Below are 16,872 nucleotides of genomic sequence, written 5' to 3'. Positions count from 1 at the left end.
GACAACAACGCCCCGCAGAGCGTTACGCGGACTTCGCCTCTTGCCAGCGCGCATGAAGCTGCTCCAGCTGGGCACTCACCGTTTTCCAACGGGCTGAATCCCTTAACTCCTGACGGGAAAAGGAACCTTTATGATACAATTTCGTAACACGCTCTGCTTTGATCGGCGACAGGTTATCCAGCACACTGACCGCGCCCTTACGATTATTGCAGACCAGTATCATATCGCAACCGGCGTCGAGCGATGCCTGGCCGCGTTCGGCATAGCTGCCCATGATCGCCGCCCCTTCCATCGACAGATCGTCGGAGAAAATCACCCCGTCGAAGCCCAGCTCGCCGCGCAGCACCGTCTTCAACCAGTACGCTGAACCGCTGGCCGGGCGCGGATCGAGCTCCGGATAAATCACATGCGCCGGCATAATGGCATCCAGACGCTGCTCGGCGATAAGGCTTTTGAATATCGCCATATCGTGGTCGCGGATAACCGATGCCGGACGCGGATCGAACGGGGTTTCTTTATGCGAATCGGCAGTCACCGCCCCGTGTCCCGGGAAGTGTTTGCCGGTGGTTTTCATGCCCGCAGCGTGCATGCCGTCAATGAAGTGACGCGCCATCGTCAGCGCTTTCTGCGGATCTTCATGATAAGAACGTTCGCCGATAGCGGCGCTGATATGGCCGACGTCCAGCACCGGCGCAAAGCTAATATCGATGTCCATGGCGATCATTTCGCTGGCCATCAGCCAGCCGGCCTCGGCGGCCAGTTTGCCCCCCTCTTCCATCCCCAGCAGCGCGGCGAAAGACTGGGCCGCCGGTAAACGGGTAAAGCCTTCGCGGAAACGCTGAACGCGTCCCCCTTCCTGATCGACCGCCACCACCAGATGGTTACGGGAAGCTTCGCGGATCTGGCGCACCAGCTCCCGCAGCTGCGCCGGATCGTGATAATTTCGGGTGAAGAGGATCAACCCTCCCACCAGCGGATGCGCCAGTATCTCTCGCTCTTCCGCATCCAGTTCATACCCTTCAACATCCAACATCACTGGGCCCACACTGACCTCTCTTATCCTTTGCGTTCGTTGTCTAACTGACACCATGTTTCATCTGCCAGCGTGATAAATTGCCGATCCCCACTCTGCCGCCAGCGCATTTCATACCAGCCCGCCATCAGCAGCAGTACCCACGGACGCCAGCGCGCCACCTGCCGCCATAGCTGCTGCGGGTCGATGGCCGCCCGCCGGGCATACGCCATCACCAGCTGGCGGCGCTCGCCAGGGGCGATCCATACGGCGGCCAGCTCCAGCGCGATATCGCCATCGCCGGCATATTCCCAGTCGATCAGCTTCAGACCGGCGTCGCTGTGGATAATATTGCCGGCATGGACGTCCATATGCAGCGGCGCCAGGCGCAGAGGACGAGGCTCGCCCCGGCGGCACAGCCGCTGATGCCAGCGTAACCAGCGCGGCGTGCGCCGGGCCGGATCGCTCCTCTGCCAGTACTGCGCCAGCAGCGGCCCGAGACTAACACGCCAGCCGAACCGCGGTTGCTGATGCAAATCATACAATAAGCCAGACAGCTGCGGGCAGTCAGGTAACTCGCTTTTCACCTCACCCGCGCAATACTCCACCACCATCCAGCAGGGCGAGTAAAACAGGGGGTTGGGCGCCAGCCTGGCAGGCAGCCGGCGCAGCGCGCGATACTGACGGCGAAAATAACAGGCAGCGGCAGACGGGTCGTGCGGCTGACGCAGCACTCGTCGCCGGTCGCCGTCGCTGATAATCACACTGCCGCCGCTGAGGCCGGTCTGGCTCAGCGAGGCGACAGGATGATAGTAGGGAAAGAAGCGCGACAAGAGCTCGTCGCGCGTTAGCTTATTGTTGCTGAACAGCACCTTTACCTGACCAGATAATCTCGCCGGTTTGCACCAGCATCAACTGCATCTTCAGCTCAGGCGCGTTGACGTTGCCGGTGGCATTGGAGTAAAGCACATACTGCGCGCCCACGTTGCGGGCGATGCCCATGGCTTTGCTGCGGCTGCCGAGGCTGTCCTGCGGCGACAGGCCCAGCTGCTGCTTGGCGACCGCCAGCTGCTGCGGTGAAACAAGGGTAAATTTGCCGTTGCCCGCCAGCGCGTTGCGTAACGCGGTGGTAGCTTCTCCGGCATTCAGCGAACCGTTGGTGCGGTTGTTCACGCTGTCAACCAGCAGAATACTGCCGGCATTGACCCCGCCCGCCTGCAGCATCTGTCCCACCATCGGCTGCACCGCGCCGTTCCAGTCATAATGACGCACGCGCGGCGCCGGCTGACCCGACTGCTGATCCTGATGCTCAATCGGTCCTGGCTGTGACGGGACGGATGGCACCGCCGGTACCGTCGGCACCGTGGGCTGCGGCTGCGCAGGCTGCTGCGGCTGCGGTTTGGCCTCTTCTACCGGCGCGGGCTGCTCACGCAGCCCCGCACAGCCTGCGAGGAATATCGCCAGTGCTGTGATTAACGCATAGCGACACATTTTCATCATTATAATTACCCCTTACAGATAAAGATAAAGGCGGGCCTTATGCGCCCCCAGGATATTGGCGCTGCCATACAACGTCACCGAGGAGCGAGCCGGAACCACGATGGTGCGCGGCGCCTCCAGAGGGTGCATCTCCAGCCCTCGGGCGTCATACCAGAAAAAACGATAATGCACGGCGACCGGCTGTTGGCGCTCGTTATACAGCGTAGAGGAGGCGGTGGCCTGGATCTCCGTCGCCACGACGACAGGCTCGCTGGCGCTGATCCCGGCGGCCAGCACGCTCGACTCCATCACCAGCGCCTGCTGGTCAGAAACCGGGATCTCCGGATGTGAACTACAACCGGCCAGCAGCCCCGCCGCCAGACACGCGCCCAAAAGGGTCCTGAGCATGACGTTAGCCTTTGTGCGCCAGCATCGGACCCAGCGGACGACCGCCCAGCAGATGCATATGGATATGGTAAACTTCCTGGCCGCCGTGACGGTTGCAGTTGACGATCAACCGGTAGCCATCGTCGGCGAGGCCTTCATCGCGGGCAATCTTCGCCGCGACGGTCATCATCCGGCCCAGGGCCAGTTCATGTTCAGTGGTAACGTCATTTACGGTAGGAATCAGAACGTTCGGGACAATCAGAATGTGGGTGGGCGCCTGCGGGGAGATGTCGCGAAAAGCGGTCACAAGCTCATCCTGATAAACCATATCCGACGGGATCTCCCGGCGAATGATTTTGCTGAAAATCGTTTCTTCTGCCATGACTGATTCCTTATTAGTTTTATCCCGTACGCTGGCCTGCTTCTGCAGATAAACGCGGACGCACAGGTTCCGGTAAGAGTATGAGCGACATCCTCCCTCTCTTTCAACCTGAAAGCTCTTTTTCTTATTCAACTATGGACTTAGCTGCTGAGGGAATAAGCATTTGGCGGACAGTTTGCGGGGTTATCGCCTCTGGAAGGCCGATCTGGTCACGTAAAAAAGGCAGCCAGTTGGCTGCCTTAGTCTCCCCGATACTACGTCTTAACTGTTACGGATGTACTCATCCATTTCAGTTTTCAGGTTATCGGACTTGGTACCGAAGATGGCCTGTACGCCAGAACCTGCCACTACCACGCCAGCGGCGCCCAGTTTTTTCAGGCCAGCCTGGTCAACTTTCGCTACATCCGCCACGCTAACACGCAGACGAGTAATACATGCGTCGAGGTTGGTGATGTTCTCTTTACCGCCGAAAGCGGCGACCAGAGCCGGAGCCATCTCGCTGGTTGCGCCAGCTTTGCTCTCTTCGGTGGTATCTTCACGACCCGGGGTTTTCAGATCCAGGGCTTTAATCAGCACGCGGAAAATGACGTAGTACACGATCGCATAGCAGATACCGACGATCGGGAACAGCCACAGCTTGCTGCTGTTACCGGACAGCACGATAAAGTCGATCAGGCCGTGAGAGAACGAGGTACCGTCACGCATACCCAGCAGGATACAGATCGGGAACGCCAGACCCGCCAGGATGGCATGGATAACGTACAGGATCGGCGCCACGAACATGAACGAGAACTCGATCGGCTCGGTGATACCGGTCAGGAACGAGGTCAGCGCGGCGGAGATCATGATACCGCCCACTTTGGCGCGGTTTTCCGGTTTAGCAGAATGCCAAATCGCGATAGCCGCTGCCGGCAGACCGTACATTTTGAACAGGAAGCCGCCAGACAGTTTGCCCGCAGTCGGGTCGCCTGCCATGTAGCGCGGGATATCGCCGTGGAATACCTGACCCGCCGCGTTGGTGTATTCGCCGATCTGCATCTGGAAAGGAACGTTCCAGATGTGGTGCAGACCAAACGGCACCAGGCAACGCTCGATGAAACCGTAGATACCAAACGCCACCACCGGGTTCTGATAAGCAGCCCATTGGGAGAAGGTCTGGATCGCGGAACCGATCGGCGGCCAAATGAAGGAGAGGATCACGCCGGTGAAGATAGCGGCCAGACCAGAGATAATCGGTACAAAGCGCTTGCCCGCAAAGAAGCCGAGATATTCTGGCAGCTTGATGCGATAGAAGCGGTTGAACATGTACGCGGCGATAGCACCGGAGATAATACCGCCAAGCACGCCGGTATCAGCCAGGTGTTTTGCCGCAATCTCGTCAGCAGGTAAATGCAGCACCAGCGGCGCAACCACCGCCATGGTTTTCACCATGATGCCGTAAGCTACGACTGCAGCCAGTGCGGATACACCGTCGTTATTGGTGAAGCCGAGGGCCACACCGATAGCGAAGATCAGCGGCATGTTGGCGAAAACAGAACCGCCTGCTTCTGCCATAACGTGGGAGACCACGGCTGGCAGCCAGCTGAAGTTTGCGGAACCGACGCCCAGCAGGATACCTGCGATAGGCAGTACGGATACCGGCAGCATCAGCGATTTACCGACCTTCTGCAGGTTAGCAAATGCATTCTTAAACATAATTGAGAGTGCTCCTGAGTATTTGGTACTTTTTTACGTTTTCACGCATTGGCCCGGGGGGAGAACCGCGCCGTGGACAGGACATCTAAGCGCCCTTTATTTATTACACAGAGTAAAATAATTAACGGGATGATTGTTTGACGGCTATCACGTTTCAATCAGCCTTCCGGTAAAAATTTACATCAGCTTACATAAGTTGTATCCAGATGTTGCCAAAAAACCTTCACCGCCACTTTTGTGGCGGTGAACTTTACTCGCTTTGGCTATTAATTACGAGCCTTAAAATAATAAGCAGATCAAGCAGGTTGCAAGCGGGCGGGGTCAATGTGGAACAGCGTGGCAAAATTGTCGGTGGTCTGCTGAGCCAGTTGCTCCAGCGACACACCCTTCAGTACCGCCATGTATTCAGCAACGTCACGAACCATCGCCGGCTGGTTCTCTTTGCCGCGATGGGGTATCGGCGCCAGGTACGGTGAATCGGTCTCCACCAGCAGACGATCCAGCGGAACATAGCGCGCCGCATCGCGCAGTTGCTCGGCGTTACGGAAAGTGACGATACCGGAAAACGAGATATAGAACCCCATGTCGAGCAGCTTACCCGCCGTCTCCCTGTCCTCAGTGAAACAGTGTAGTACGCCTCCGCAATCCGTCACCTTTTCTTCACGTAAAATGGCCAGGGTATCGGCGCGAGCGTCACGGGTATGCACGATCACTGGCTTATTCAGCTCCCGGCCGATGCGGATATGGTCACGGAATGAGGTTTGCTGCTGGGCTTTGGTTTCCGGGGTATAAAAATAATCCAGCCCGGTCTCTCCCATCGCGACGACGCCCTCTTCCGCCGCCAGCGTGCGCAGCGTCTCCACCTCGTAGGGCTCGTCCTGGTTTAACGGGTGCACGCCACAGGAGAAAACGACATTGTCACGCCTTCCTACCAGCTCGCGCATACTGCGGTAGCCAGGCAGCGTCGTGGCGACCGCCAGGCAAAATTTCACATCGCGCGCGGCCGCTTTTGCCAGCACGTCATCGACGTTTTTGTGCAGAGTTTGATAATCCAGACCATCAAGATGGCAGTGGGAGTCGACTAAAAACATAATGTCTCACTCAGAGGTGGGAGACGGGTAAAACCGTCCCGGGTTGCAGGTAATGTTCCCAGCGCAGCAGGCGCTCGGTGAGCAGCAGTTCGCGGTTGACGCCGACGACGTTCAGCAATTGCTCGCGGCAGGTACAGACGTCATGGGCAATCGCCTGCAGCCGGGAGGCGGGCAGACTATGCGCCAACTGCTCCAGCAGCGGCCAGACATCCGGATTACTCACCAGGGCAATTCCCTGCTGTCGTTTTTGCGCATCGACCAGCAGCGATGCCAGCCAGTGCAGGCGAACCGCCGCCTGTTCATGATTGAGTATTGGCAGCAGCGCCAGCCAGTCACCGCTCGCCAGCGTGGTCGCCAGCGCCTGACACAGCTGCTGTCGCGCCGTCCACTGCGGCTCCTTAAGCAGCTCAAGCGCGGCGGCCGGCGCGCTGGCGCACAGACGTAACGCGGTCAGCAGCGCCTCCTGCGGCAGGTTCACCTCACGCTCCAGCCAGGCCAGGGCATAAGATTCCGTCGGCGGCGACAGGTGGTGCAGGCGGCAGCGACTGCGCAGAGTGGTCAGCAGACGCGCCGGCTCCTCGCAGGCGAGGAAGAACCAGGTATTTTCCGGCGGCTCCTCCAGCGTTTTCAGCAACGCGTTGGCGGCGGCATCGGTCAGCAAGGCGGCATCGCTAATCCATACCACCTTCGCCCCACCGAGGCGCGCGCGCTCATAGAGCTTGTCGTTGACATCGCGCACCGCGTCAATACCCAGCGCGCTTTTGCCTTTCTCGGGGCTCAGCGGGTAGTAATCGGGGTGCGTACCGGCCTGCATCAGCTGGCAGCTGTGGCAGTGACCGCAGCTTTTATGCCCTTCGGGCTGGCGGCACATCAGGAAGCGGCACAGCGCATAAATCAACGCCTCGCCGCCCATCCCGCTCAGGGATTGTAACAGTAAGGCGTGGTGGCCTCGTCCGGCCTGATAGCTACCGACCAGTTGCTCGAACGAGGGGCGCAGCCACGGATACCATTTCATGCCGGTTGCTCCGCCATCCACTGGACGATCGTGGCGCGAATATCGCGCGCGACGGCATCCAGCGGCTGCGTCGCGTCCACCGTGCGGATAGAAGGATCCGCCGCGGCCAGCTCAAGGTAGCGCGCACGGGTACGATTGAAGAAGTTCATGGACTCCTGCTCAATGCGATCCAGTTCGCCGCGGGCGCGGGCGCGCCGCAGCCCCACTTCCGGCGTGACGTCGAGGTACAGCGTCAAATTAGGTCGAAAATCGCCGAGAACGGCATCACGCAGCGTCGCCAGCATCGTGCGGTCAATCCCCCTGCCGCCGCCCTGATAGGCCTGAGTGGAGAGATCGTGACGATCGCCGATCACCCACTGGCCGCGAGCCAGAGCAGGCTTAATCACGGTCTCCACCAGCTGGACGCGCGCCGCGTAAAACATCAGCACTTCCGCTTTATCGTTAATCACTTCATCGCCCGTGGACTGGATATCCAGCACCAGGCTACGCAGTTTTTCGGCAAGGATTGTGCCCCCCGGCTCACGGGTAAACACCATATCGTGAATACCTGCCGACTGCAGCGTCTCCACCACCAGTTGACGTGCGGTGGTCTTCCCGGCGCCCTCCAGCCCCTCGATGACGATATAGTTACTGCGCATTTTTTTCCTTAAGTACTTTCAGATAGTCCTGCACCGCGCGGTTATGGCTGACCAGGTTTGTGGTAAACGTATGGCCCCCTTTCCCGTCGGCGACAAAATAGAGGTATGGCGTTTTCGCCGGATGGGCGGCCGCCTTCAGCGACGCTTCGCCCGGCACCGCAATAGGGCCTGGCGGCAGGCCGCTGATGGTATAGGTATTGTACGCGGTCGGCGTCTCCAGATCCTTGCGCGTTAACTTACCATTATACCCTTCGCCCATCCCGTAGATCACCGTTGGATCAGTCTGTAAACGCATGCCGATGCGCAGGCGGTTGATAAACACCGACGCGACGCGATCGCGCTCTTCCGCCACCGCGGTCTCTTTCTCAATAATCGAGGCCATGGTCAACAGCTGATTCTGATCGTCATAGGGCAGATTATCCATCCGTCCTTCCCAGACCTTCGCCACTTCGGTGACCATTTTCTGATGCGCGCGCTTGAGGATGGCGATGTCGCTGGTATTGGCGGTGTACATCCAGGTATCCGGCCAGAACCAACCTTCCACCCAGTCGGCGTGGTCAAGACCTAAAGCCTTAGCCACCGTCGCGTAGCTATCGTCTTCAAGCGTGTGCTTCACGTAGGGGGCATCGCGCAGCTGACGAAGGTAGTCGCTGACGCGCATGCCTTCGACAAAGCGCAGCGGAAACTGCGCCTCTTTGCCGCTGGCCAGCAGCTGCAGCATTTCGCGCACCGTCATTTGCGGCGTGAAGCGATAGGTCCCGGCTTTGAAGTGAGACAGCTCAGGCTCCATCCGCAGCAGCCACTGGAACACGCGCGGACGATTGATCACCTTCTCACGATAGAGATCCTGCCCCAGCGCCAGCCGGCCGGTGCCGGCTTCGAGGGTAAAGATGGTCTCTTCTTTAATCAGCAGCTTGCTGTCCGCCAGCTGGCGTACCTTCCACATTCCTGCCGCCGCGGCGATGCCCAACAGCATGACCAGCAACAGGATAAAACGTAACATTTTCTTCATACTAACCAGACAGCTCACACAAAGGGGCTAAAAAATGGTAAAGCTCGCGAGAGGACCAGACGGTCTCCTCCCAGCGACGAACCGGCACCAGCGGCATAAGCGCATTGCAGATCAGCACTTCATCGGCCTCCCGCAACGTCTCGGGACGCGCTGTCACTTCGACAACGCGAAACGTCGATGGTGCCAGCTGCGCGATACAACGCTGCCGCATTATGCCGTTGACCCCGGCATAATCGAGTCGCGGAGTAAAGACATCCCGTCCCTGACGCCAGAATAAATTCGCGGCACAGCATTCCGTAAGCCACCCGTCACTGTCAAGGACCAGCGCCTCATCGGCGTCCGTCTGTTCAAGATGAGAGCGGATCAGCACCTGCTCCAGACGATTAAGATGCTTCAGACCGGCCAGCCAGGGGTTGCGCCCCAGGGTCACCGGGCTCCGGGTCAGGGTAATGCCCTCCTCCCGCCAGCGCGCGTAGTGCGCCGGAAGCGAAGAGACGCTCAGAATGCGGGTGGGCGACGCGCAGCCCGCCGTGCTGTATCCCCTCCCCCCGACGCCGCGGGTGAGGACCACCTTAAGCACACCCTGGGCGTGCGGCCGAGCCAGACGCTGCATCTCGTCGCTCAACGTCAGCCAGTCGTCAAATGGGATGCGTAATTTTTCGCAGGTCGTCTGCAAACGCTGCAGATGGGCGTCCAGTAACGCAACCTCCCCGTGCTGTATACGGGCGGTGGTAAAACAACCGTCGCCAAACTGGACGGCGCGATCGTTCGCCGCCAGCGTGTCCTGTTCAACGCCATTTATCAAGAACATAAAGGACTCCTTTTCACAGGTCGGTGAGTGTCTCAGGACACGGAGCAGAGGACAAGCGGAGAAAGCCGAATAAAAAAGGCCCGACGAACGGGCCTTTTGTTAAAGCAGTACCGGGGCAAGCCCTGTCACACTTTTTTGAAGATCAGCGAACCATTAGTGCCGCCGAAGCCGAAGGAGTTGCACAGGGTGTACTCCATACCGGAAACCTGACGCGCTTCGTGCGGAACGAAGTCGAGGTCGCAGCCCTCATCCGGGTTGTCGAGGTTGATCGTCGGCGGAACCGCCTGATCGCGCAGCGCCAGGATAGAGTAAATCGACTCTACCGCCCCTGCCGCGCCCAGCAGATGCCCGGTCATGGATTTGGTGGAGCTCACCATTACGCGGCTCGCCGCATCGCCGAAGACAGACTTAACCGCCTGCGCTTCCGCTTTATCGCCAGCCGGCGTCGAGGTGCCGTGGGCATTGACGTAGCCGATCTGGCCCGGTTCGATGCCCGCATCGCGAATGGCATTCACCATCGCCAGCGCGGCGCCCGCGCCATCTTCCGGCGGTGACGTCATGTGGTAAGCATCGCTGCTCATGCCGAAGCCGACGATCTCGGCGTAGATTTTCGCGCCGCGTTTTTTCGCATGCTCGTACTCTTCCAGCACCACCATGCCCGCGCCGTCGCCCAGCACGAAGCCGTCGCGATCTTTATCCCACGGACGGCTTGCCGCCTGCGGGTTGTCATTGCGCGTGGAGAGCGCCCGCGCTGCGCCAAAGCCGCCCACGCCAAGCGGGGTACTGGCTTTTTCCGCACCGCCTGCCACCATCGCATCGGCATCGCCATAGGCGATGATGCGCGCAGCCTGACCGATGTTGTGCACGCCTGAAGTACAGGCGGTCGCGATGGAGATACTTGGTCCACGCAGACCAAACATGATAGTCAGATGCCCGGCCACCATGTTAACAATTGTGGAGGGAACGAAGAATGGGCTGATCTTACGCGGTCCGCCGTTGACCAGCGAACTGTGGTTTTCTTCGATCAAGCCGAGACCGCCAATACCGGAGCCGATTGCGGCGCCAATACGGGTAGCATTCTCTTCCGTCACTTCAAGGCCAGAATCCTGCATGGCCTGAACGCCAGCGACAATTCCATATTGAATGAAGGCATCCATCTTGCGCTGCTCTTTGCGCGAGATGATGTCATCACAGTTAAAATCCTTTACTAAGCCAGCAAATTTCGTTGCATAGGCGCTAGTATCGAAATGGTCGATCAGGCTGATGCCACTCTGACCGGCAAGGAGAGCTTTCCAGGTAGACTCTACGGTATTGCCGACAGGAGACAACATGCCCAGTCCGGTCACAACTACACGACGCTTAGACACGTTTGTCCTCCAGGGAGGGAAAATAGATTCTTGTGGGACAAAAAAAGATAAAACTCAGGCGGTCGAATGACCGCCTGGAGATGTTCACTTACGCCTGGTGGCCGTTGATGTAATCAATGGCAGCCTGAACGGTGGTGATTTTCTCAGCTTCTTCGTCCGGAATCTCAGTATCAAACTCTTCTTCCAGAGCCATTACCAGCTCAACGGTGTCAAGAGAATCAGCGCCCAGGTCTTCAACGAAGGAAGCATTGTTGGTAACTTCTTCCTGCTTAACGCCCAGCTGCTCGCCGATAATTTTCTTAACGCGTTCTTCGATAGTGCTCATACTCTTAAATTTCCTATCAAAACTCGCTTTCGCGATGGTTTTCGTAGTGTATAAAATGTTGAAAAATTTGCAACTAAATCCCGGCAGGTCTTACCACGATTTTGCGCTATTTTGAGGCCGTTTGCCCTAAGAACGCAAATCTTTTCGCACAAAACCGCACACAGAACCGTGCGAAGTGCGCGGTTCCTGAACGTTTTGCACAAATCTCGGTCAGACCATGTACATTCCGCCGTTGACGTGCAGGGTTTCACCAGTGATGTAACTTGCTTCGTCAGAGGCTAAAAATGCCACCGCGCTGGCGATTTCATTTGGGGTGCCAAGGCGCCCCGCAGGAACTGCCGCCAGCGTACCCGCACGCTGCTCATCGGTCAGCGCACGCGTCATGTCCGTTTCAATAAAGCCCGGAGCAACAACGTTTACAGTAATACCGCGTGACGCAACTTCACGCGCCAGTGATTTACTGAAGCCGATCAGACCCGCTTTCGCCGCAGCGTAGTTGGCCTGACCCGCATTTCCCATGGTACCAACCACAGAACCGATAGTGATAATACGTCCATGACGCTTTTTCATCATAGCGCGCATTACCGCTTTTGACAGACGGAAAACCGATGACAGGTTGGTTTCGATAATATCGTTCCACTCGTCATCTTTCATGCGCATTAACAGGTTGTCGCGAGTGATCCCGGCATTATTCACCAGGATATCCACTTCGCCAAACTCTGCGCGCACATTTTCCAGAACAGATTCAATAGATGCCGGGTCGGTCACATTCAACATCAGACCTTTACCGTTGGCGCCTAAATAGTCACTGATCGCCTGCGCGCCGCTTTCGCTGGTCGCAGTACCGATAACTTTCGCGCCGCGGGCGACGAGCGTTTCAGCGATGGCGCGGCCAATACCGCGGCTTGCACCGGTAACCAGCGCGATTTTTCCTTCAAAACTCATGGTTTTCCTCTTTTATTGCTCAAGCGCCGCAGACATCGCCGCCGGCTCGTTAAGCGCGGAAGCGGTCAGGGTGTCAACAATACGTTTGGTCAGGCCGGTGAGGACTTTACCCGGGCCAACCTCATACAGATGCGTGACGCCCTGAGCAGCCATAAACTCAACGGTTTTGGTCCACTGAACCGGGCTATACAGCTGGCGTACCAGCGCGTCGCGAATGGCGTCCGGCGCGGTTTCGCACTTCACGTCGACGTTATTTACCACCGGAATCGTCGGCGCGTTGAAGGTGATGTTCTGCAGCTCAAGCGCCAGTTTTTCCGCAGCGGGCTTCATCAGCGCACAGTGGGAGGGCACGCTCACCGGCAGCGGCAGCGCGCGTTTAGCGCCCGCGGCTTTACAGGCGGCGCCTGCGCGTTCGACGGCCTCTTTGTGACCGGCGATAACCACCTGTCCCGGGGAATTGTAGTTCACCGGAGAGACAACCTGCCCTTCGGCCGAGTCTTCACAGGCTTTGGCAATAGCCGCATCGTCCAGACCGATAATCGCTGACATGGCGCCGGTACCTTCCGGTACGGCTTCCTGCATGAATTTGCCGCGCAGTTCAACCAGGCGAACGGCATCAGCGAAAGCGATAACGCCCGCGCAAACCAGCGCGGAGTATTCGCCAAGGCTGTGGCCTGCCAACAGCGCCGGCGCTTTGCCGCCCTGCTGCTGCCAGACGCGGTACAGCGCCACGGAGGCGGTCAGCAGCGCCGGCTGGGTCTGCCAGGTCTTATTCAGTTCTTCTGCCGGGCCCTGTTGCGTCAGCGCCCACAGATCGTAACCCAACGCTGCGGAAGCTTCACCGAAGGTCTCTTCAATGACTGGCCAGGTCGCCGCCATATCGGCCAGCATGCCTACGGCCTGAGAGCCCTGTCCCGGGAACACAAAAGCAAATTGCGTCATGTTTAAATCCTTATACTAAAAACGAACCAGCGCGGAACCCCAGGTGAAACCGCCACCAAAGGCTTCCAGCAAAATCAGCTGCCCACGTTGAATGCGGCCATCGCGGACGGCCTCATCCAGCGCGCAAGGGACTGACGCCGCGGAGGTGTTGCCATGGCGGTCGAGGGTCACTACGACGTTATCCATCGACATGCCCAGTTTCTTCGCCGTCGCGCTGATGATCCGCAGGTTTGCCTGATGCGGCACCAGCCAGTCCAGCGCTGAACGTTCAAGATTGTTCGCGGCCAGCGTCTCATCAACGATATGCGCTAACTCGGTGACCGCCACTTTGAAGACTTCATTACCGGCCATCGTCAGATAGATCGGATTTTCCGGATCGACGCGATCGGCGTTCGGCAGGGTCAGCAGTTCGCCATAGCTACCGTCAGCATGCAGATGCGTCGAGATAATGCCAGGCTCTTCGGAGGCGCCCAGCACCACCGCGCCGGCGCCATCGCCGAAAATAATAATCGTCCCGCGATCGGCCGGATCGCAGGTGCGCGCCAGCACATCAGCGCCAACGACCAGCGCATAATCCACCGCGCCGTTTTTCACATACTGATCGGCGACGCTCAGCGCATAGGTGAAACCGGCGCAGGCGGCCGCGACGTCAAACGCCGGGCAGCCTTTGACGCCCAGCATAGACTGAATCTGGCAAGCCGAACTCGGAAACGCGTGCGTGCCGGAGGTGGTCGCAACGATGATCAGACCAATTTGCTCCGCGGACACCCCCGCCATCGCCAGCGCCTGCTTTGCGGCTTCAAAGCCCATCGTAGCAACTGTTTCATGCGCTGCGGCAATACGACGCTCACGGATACCTGTGCGGGTGACAATCCACTCGTCAGAGGTCTCTACCATTTTTTCCAGGTCGGCGTTTGTACGCACTTGCTCGGGCAGATAGCTGCCGGTACCAATAATCTTCGTATACATGTACGCTCAGTCACTCTTGGGTAATATACCCGCCTCGTTCAACCGCCGCGGCGTCAGTGGTGTCCATTCGTCCCGCTTTGCTGTCGGGCGTTCACGTCACTGTCGCTTTCCGGCAGCTCGAAACCAGCTGGGTATAAAGATTCCAGGCGCGCGGCGATCCGTTGAGGAATTTGCCGCTGCACCGCCTGCACTGCCTGCTCTATCGCGACGCTAAAGGCGCGCTGATTGGCAGCACCATGACTCTTGATCACGGAACCGCGCAATCCTAACAGACAGGCGCCATTATACTGGTCGGGGTTGAGGTGACTGAATCGCCTCGCCAGGCTTTTTTGTAACCAACGTTTTAGTAACAGCAGCCACCACGACCGTTTTTTGCCCTCTCCCTGAGATTTCAGCAGTGAAAGGAACATTCTGACAACACCTTCCATGGTTTTTAATGTGACGTTGCCCGTGAATCCGTCACAAACCAGCACATCGGTTTTTCCGGTCAACAGTTCATTGGCTTCAAGATAGCCGATGTAGTTGAGGGAAGGCAGCGTTTTGAGCACTGCGGCAGCATCGCGGATGCTGCTGAGGCCTTTCATCTCTTCTTCGCCGATGTTCAGCAAGGCGACGCGTGGATTGGCAATGCCGACCACCTCTTCCGCCAGTACCGCGCCCATCACTGCGAACTGCACCAGCATCGTGCTGTCGCAGTCGACGTTGGCGCCGAGATCCAGCACCACGGTTTTGCCTTTCTGCTGGTGCGGCAAAACCGTCACCAGCGCCGGCCGCTCAATACCTTCGATCGGCTTGAGCAGCAGTTTCGCCAGGCCCATCAGCGCGCCGGTGTTGCCGGCGCTAACGCAGGCTTCCGCCCGCCCTTCTTTCACAAGCTCCAGCGCCACGCGCATTGAGCTTCCGCGACTGCTGCGGATAGCCTGTGCGGGTCGCGCATCACTGGCAATAACTGACTGCGCAGGAATAATCTGCAGACGCGAACGTTGTTCGAAGTCAGCTTTGGCGAGTAATGGCGTGATGGCGTCGGGATCGCCGACTAAAAGAAGTGTGAGTTGCGAATTAGAGTTCAGTGCCTGCAGTGCTGCAGGCACTGTCACGGATGGGCCGAAATCGCCCCCCATGACATCTAACGCCAGGGTTAGACGTGTCAAGGTATCGTCGCTGCCCGGTTCGGTGATTCCCCAGTTGCCCGGGGAGTCCTCACTAAGCTTCATCACGCTGGCACCCGCGAATTTTCACGCTGCAGACGCAACAATCCGGGCATTGACGCTTCTGGTTACCGGGTTAACCGAGTGTCCAGGTACGCACACGCCCGCCATGGCCTGCAACGGGAAATCCTGCGAGTATCGCGTGATTACTTAGCGATAACCTTGCGACCGCGGTAGAAACCGTCGGCAGTGATGTGGTGACGCAGGTGTTTCTCACCAGAAGTTTTGTCTACAGACAGGCTGGTGACTGCGGTCAGCGCGTCATGGGAACGACGCATGCCACGTTTGGAACGGGTTGGTTTATTCTGTTGTACGGCCATGGACCTTACTCCTCAATTACTTACGCTTTAAGCTGGCTAATACGGCAAATGGGTTTGGTTTTTGTGCCTCTTCAGGCAGTTCGCCAAAGACCATGTCCGCGTCGGACACTTCACAGTGTTCAGAATCATGCACCGGAACTACGGGCAGGGAGAGGATAATTTCATCCTCGACCATTGCCTGCAGGTCGATTTCACCGAATTCGTTAACCTCAATCGGCTCATACGCTTCCGGTAGTGCTTCGGCCTGTTCGTCATTTCTGACGGGGCTAAAACAATACGTGGTGTGGACGTGATGGGAGAACGGTTTCCCGCAACGCTGGCATTCGAGGGTTACCGTTACCTTCGCATCGCCTGTAATGACGGCGAGACGCTGGTTATCGATAGCGAACGACATGCTGCATTCCACATCGCTGTCCACGCTGACTACAGAATCGGCTACACGTTCAACCTGATCGCGGGCATAGATGCCTTCGTAATCAAGGCGTTTTTGAGCCGTGCGTACCGGATCAAGAGTCAGGGGTAATTTTACCTTTTGCATAGGGCGCGCATATTAACTTTGTAATGTCATAGAGTCAAAGAAAAAGGCAGCCTCAGGTTGCCTTTTGCCATTTATTCGCACACATTGCGGCGCATAGTTTAAGATGATGCTCTGCGAAGCGCTATATGTGGATGAAAAAATATGTCTGAACTTATCCTGGCGTCAACCTCTCCCTGGCGGCGCATGCTGCTGGAAAAACTGGGATTACCGTTTGAATGCGCGGCGCCTGACGTCGACGAAACGCCCCGTCCTGAAGAATCCGCGCGTCAGCTTGTCACCCGGCTGGCGCAGGCCAAAGCGCAGAGCCTGGCCTCGCGCTACCCCAATCACCTTATTATAGGCTCCGATCAGGTTTGCGTACTGGACGGTGAGATCACCGGTAAACCGCACACCGAGGAAAATGCTCGCAGGCAGTTGAGAAAGGCCAGCGGGTCAATCGTCACCTTTTATACCGGCCTGGCGCTGTATAACTCCGCCAGCGGTCATCTGCAAACCGAATGCGAGCCCTTTGACGTCCACTTCCGCCATCTCAGCGATAAAGAGATCGAAGGCTATGTGCGCAAAGAGAACCCGCTGCAGTGCGCCGGGAGTTTCAAGAGCGAGGGGTTAGGCATTACGCTGTTCGAACGGCTGGAAGGTCGCGATCCGAATACGCTGATCGGGTTACCCTTAATCGCGCTGTGTCAGATGCTGCGCCGCGAAAACGACAACCCGCTGTTAGGCTAAGGCCAAAAAA

Annotated in this window: 20 protein-coding genes; 1 reads left to right on the top strand and 19 read right to left on the bottom strand. The window is 57.9% G+C overall.

Annotated elements, in window-relative coordinates:
• Positions 1-22: 22 nt before the first annotated feature.
• The 19 genes from nagZ to yceD all read right to left on the bottom strand — a co-directional run bounded on the left by nagZ (position 23) and on the right by yceD (position 16,136).
• A complete protein-coding gene (gene nagZ, locus ABLU95_RS16450) occupies positions 23-1,033 on the bottom strand; it encodes a beta-N-acetylhexosaminidase (RefSeq protein ID WP_072199202.1) in 1,011 nt (336 codons plus the stop codon).
• A gap of 23 nt (positions 1,034-1,056) precedes the next feature.
• Positions 1,057-1,884, bottom strand: coding sequence for a thiamine kinase (thiK, locus tag ABLU95_RS16445; protein ID WP_348879979.1), 828 nt, complete (start codon positions 1,882-1,884; stop codon positions 1,057-1,059).
• A complete protein-coding gene (gene lpoB / locus ABLU95_RS16440) occupies positions 1,865-2,503 on the bottom strand; it encodes a penicillin-binding protein activator LpoB (RefSeq protein WP_072096711.1) in 639 nt (212 codons plus the stop codon). Before lpoB ends, thiK begins: the two co-directional genes overlap by 20 nt.
• A gap of 21 nt (positions 2,504-2,524) precedes the next feature.
• Positions 2,525-2,899: a YcfL family protein gene (locus tag ABLU95_RS16435; RefSeq protein ID WP_218810193.1), complete on the bottom strand. Its 375-nt coding sequence runs from the start codon at positions 2,897-2,899 to the stop codon at positions 2,525-2,527.
• A gap of 4 nt (positions 2,900-2,903) precedes the next feature.
• A complete protein-coding gene (gene hinT / locus ABLU95_RS16430; protein ID WP_032452442.1) occupies positions 2,904-3,260 on the bottom strand; it encodes a purine nucleoside phosphoramidase in 357 nt (118 codons plus the stop codon).
• Positions 3,261-3,521: 261 nt separating this feature from the next.
• Positions 3,522-4,955 carry a PTS glucose transporter subunit IIBC gene (ptsG, locus tag ABLU95_RS16425; RefSeq protein ID WP_002900680.1) on the bottom strand — a complete coding sequence of 478 codons (1,434 nt, stop codon included), beginning with the start codon at positions 4,953-4,955 and terminating at the stop codon, positions 3,522-3,524.
• Between the two features lie 296 nt (positions 4,956-5,251).
• Positions 5,252-6,046: a metal-dependent hydrolase gene (locus ABLU95_RS16420; RefSeq protein WP_348879974.1), complete on the bottom strand. Its 795-nt coding sequence runs from the start codon at positions 6,044-6,046 to the stop codon at positions 5,252-5,254.
• A 10-nt stretch (positions 6,047-6,056) separates the two neighbouring features.
• The gene (gene holB, locus ABLU95_RS16415; RefSeq protein WP_069603905.1) at positions 6,057-7,061 is read right to left on the bottom strand and encodes a DNA polymerase III subunit delta'; all 1,005 of its coding nucleotides are present in this window, start codon (positions 7,059-7,061) and stop codon (positions 6,057-6,059) included.
• Positions 7,058-7,699 (bottom strand): dTMP kinase, encoded by a 642-nt coding sequence (gene tmk / locus ABLU95_RS16410; RefSeq protein WP_023289141.1) that lies wholly within the window; start codon positions 7,697-7,699, stop codon positions 7,058-7,060. The genes holB and tmk overlap by 4 nt, the downstream gene beginning before the upstream one ends.
• On the bottom strand, positions 7,689-8,711 hold the full coding sequence (yceG, locus tag ABLU95_RS16405; RefSeq protein WP_080819860.1) for a cell division protein YceG: 1,023 nt from the start codon (positions 8,709-8,711) through the stop codon (positions 7,689-7,691). Before yceG ends, tmk begins: the two co-directional genes overlap by 11 nt.
• A 1-nt stretch (position 8,712) precedes the next feature.
• On the bottom strand, positions 8,713-9,522 hold the full coding sequence (pabC, locus tag ABLU95_RS16400) for an aminodeoxychorismate lyase (protein WP_348879971.1): 810 nt from the start codon (positions 9,520-9,522) through the stop codon (positions 8,713-8,715).
• 125 nt (positions 9,523-9,647) lie between these two features.
• Positions 9,648-10,889: a beta-ketoacyl-ACP synthase II gene (gene fabF, locus ABLU95_RS16395; RefSeq protein WP_012542241.1), complete on the bottom strand. Its 1,242-nt coding sequence runs from the start codon at positions 10,887-10,889 to the stop codon at positions 9,648-9,650.
• Between the two features lie 88 nt (positions 10,890-10,977).
• On the bottom strand, positions 10,978-11,214 hold the full coding sequence (gene acpP / locus ABLU95_RS16390) for an acyl carrier protein (protein ID WP_000103754.1): 237 nt from the start codon (positions 11,212-11,214) through the stop codon (positions 10,978-10,980).
• Positions 11,215-11,424: 210 nt separating this feature from the next.
• Complete coding sequence (gene fabG, locus ABLU95_RS16385) at positions 11,425-12,159, bottom strand: 3-oxoacyl-ACP reductase FabG (RefSeq protein ID WP_002899294.1); 735 nt, start codon at positions 12,157-12,159, stop codon at positions 11,425-11,427.
• 12 nt (positions 12,160-12,171) lie between these two features.
• Positions 12,172-13,101 (bottom strand): ACP S-malonyltransferase, encoded by a 930-nt coding sequence (fabD, locus tag ABLU95_RS16380; RefSeq protein WP_048334680.1) that lies wholly within the window; start codon positions 13,099-13,101, stop codon positions 12,172-12,174.
• A 15-nt stretch (positions 13,102-13,116) separates the two neighbouring features.
• Positions 13,117-14,070, bottom strand: coding sequence for a beta-ketoacyl-ACP synthase III (locus ABLU95_RS16375; RefSeq protein WP_002899288.1), 954 nt, complete (start codon positions 14,068-14,070; stop codon positions 13,117-13,119).
• Positions 14,071-14,123: 53 nt separating this feature from the next.
• A complete protein-coding gene (plsX, locus tag ABLU95_RS16370) occupies positions 14,124-15,221 on the bottom strand; it encodes a phosphate acyltransferase PlsX (protein WP_201785712.1) in 1,098 nt (365 codons plus the stop codon).
• 203 nt (positions 15,222-15,424) lie between these two features.
• Positions 15,425-15,598: a 50S ribosomal protein L32 gene (rpmF, locus tag ABLU95_RS16365; RefSeq protein ID WP_000290724.1), complete on the bottom strand. Its 174-nt coding sequence runs from the start codon at positions 15,596-15,598 to the stop codon at positions 15,425-15,427.
• A 16-nt stretch (positions 15,599-15,614) separates the two neighbouring features.
• On the bottom strand, positions 15,615-16,136 hold the full coding sequence (yceD, locus tag ABLU95_RS16360) for a 23S rRNA accumulation protein YceD (RefSeq protein ID WP_017900733.1): 522 nt from the start codon (positions 16,134-16,136) through the stop codon (positions 15,615-15,617).
• Positions 16,137-16,277: 141 nt separating this feature from the next.
• On the opposite strand from yceD, the gene ABLU95_RS16355 reads away from it, so the two are divergent.
• Positions 16,278-16,862, top strand: coding sequence for a Maf-like protein (locus ABLU95_RS16355; RefSeq protein WP_194859432.1), 585 nt, complete (start codon positions 16,278-16,280; stop codon positions 16,860-16,862).
• Positions 16,863-16,872 lie beyond the last annotated feature (10 nt).

The sequence above is a fragment of the Klebsiella sp. GG_Kp146 genome, assembly GCF_040061975.1.
Taxonomy (GTDB): domain Bacteria; phylum Pseudomonadota; class Gammaproteobacteria; order Enterobacterales; family Enterobacteriaceae; genus Klebsiella; species Klebsiella quasipneumoniae.
This window is presented reverse-complemented; position numbering and strand designations above follow the sequence as displayed.

Bases quoted from the DNA above. Each gene is read 5' to 3' on its own strand.
- ABLU95_RS16355 (WP_194859432.1), top strand. From the start codon at position 16,278: ATGTCTGAACTTATCCTGGCGTCAACCTCTCCCTGGCGGCGCATGCTG.
- holB (WP_069603905.1), bottom strand. From the start codon at position 7,061: ATGAAATGGTATCCGTGGCTGCGCCCCTCGTTCGAGCAACTGGTCGGT.
- yceD (WP_017900733.1), bottom strand. From the start codon at position 16,136: ATGCAAAAGGTAAAATTACCCCTGACTCTTGATCCGGTACGCACGGCT.
- fabG (WP_002899294.1), bottom strand. From the start codon at position 12,159: ATGAGTTTTGAAGGAAAAATCGCGCTGGTTACCGGTGCAAGCCGCGGT.
- yceG (WP_080819860.1), bottom strand. From the start codon at position 8,711: ATGAAGAAAATGTTACGTTTTATCCTGTTGCTGGTCATGCTGTTGGGC.
- ptsG (WP_002900680.1), bottom strand. From the start codon at position 4,955: ATGTTTAAGAATGCATTTGCTAACCTGCAGAAGGTCGGTAAATCGCTG.
- rpmF (WP_000290724.1), bottom strand. From the start codon at position 15,598: ATGGCCGTACAACAGAATAAACCAACCCGTTCCAAACGTGGCATGCGT.
- ABLU95_RS16420 (WP_348879974.1), bottom strand. From the start codon at position 6,046: ATGTTTTTAGTCGACTCCCACTGCCATCTTGATGGTCTGGATTATCAA.
- acpP (WP_000103754.1), bottom strand. From the start codon at position 11,214: ATGAGCACTATCGAAGAACGCGTTAAGAAAATTATCGGCGAGCAGCTG.
- ABLU95_RS16375 (WP_002899288.1), bottom strand. From the start codon at position 14,070: ATGTATACGAAGATTATTGGTACCGGCAGCTATCTGCCCGAGCAAGTG.
- lpoB (WP_072096711.1), bottom strand. From the start codon at position 2,503: ATGTGTCGCTATGCGTTAATCACAGCACTGGCGATATTCCTCGCAGGC.
- pabC (WP_348879971.1), bottom strand. From the start codon at position 9,522: ATGTTCTTGATAAATGGCGTTGAACAGGACACGCTGGCGGCGAACGAT.
- ABLU95_RS16435 (WP_218810193.1), bottom strand. From the start codon at position 2,899: ATGCTCAGGACCCTTTTGGGCGCGTGTCTGGCGGCGGGGCTGCTGGCC.
- hinT (WP_032452442.1), bottom strand. From the start codon at position 3,260: ATGGCAGAAGAAACGATTTTCAGCAAAATCATTCGCCGGGAGATCCCG.
- tmk (WP_023289141.1), bottom strand. From the start codon at position 7,699: ATGCGCAGTAACTATATCGTCATCGAGGGGCTGGAGGGCGCCGGGAAG.
- fabD (WP_048334680.1), bottom strand. From the start codon at position 13,101: ATGACGCAATTTGCTTTTGTGTTCCCGGGACAGGGCTCTCAGGCCGTA.
- nagZ (WP_072199202.1), bottom strand. From the start codon at position 1,033: ATGTTGGATGTTGAAGGGTATGAACTGGATGCGGAAGAGCGAGAGATA.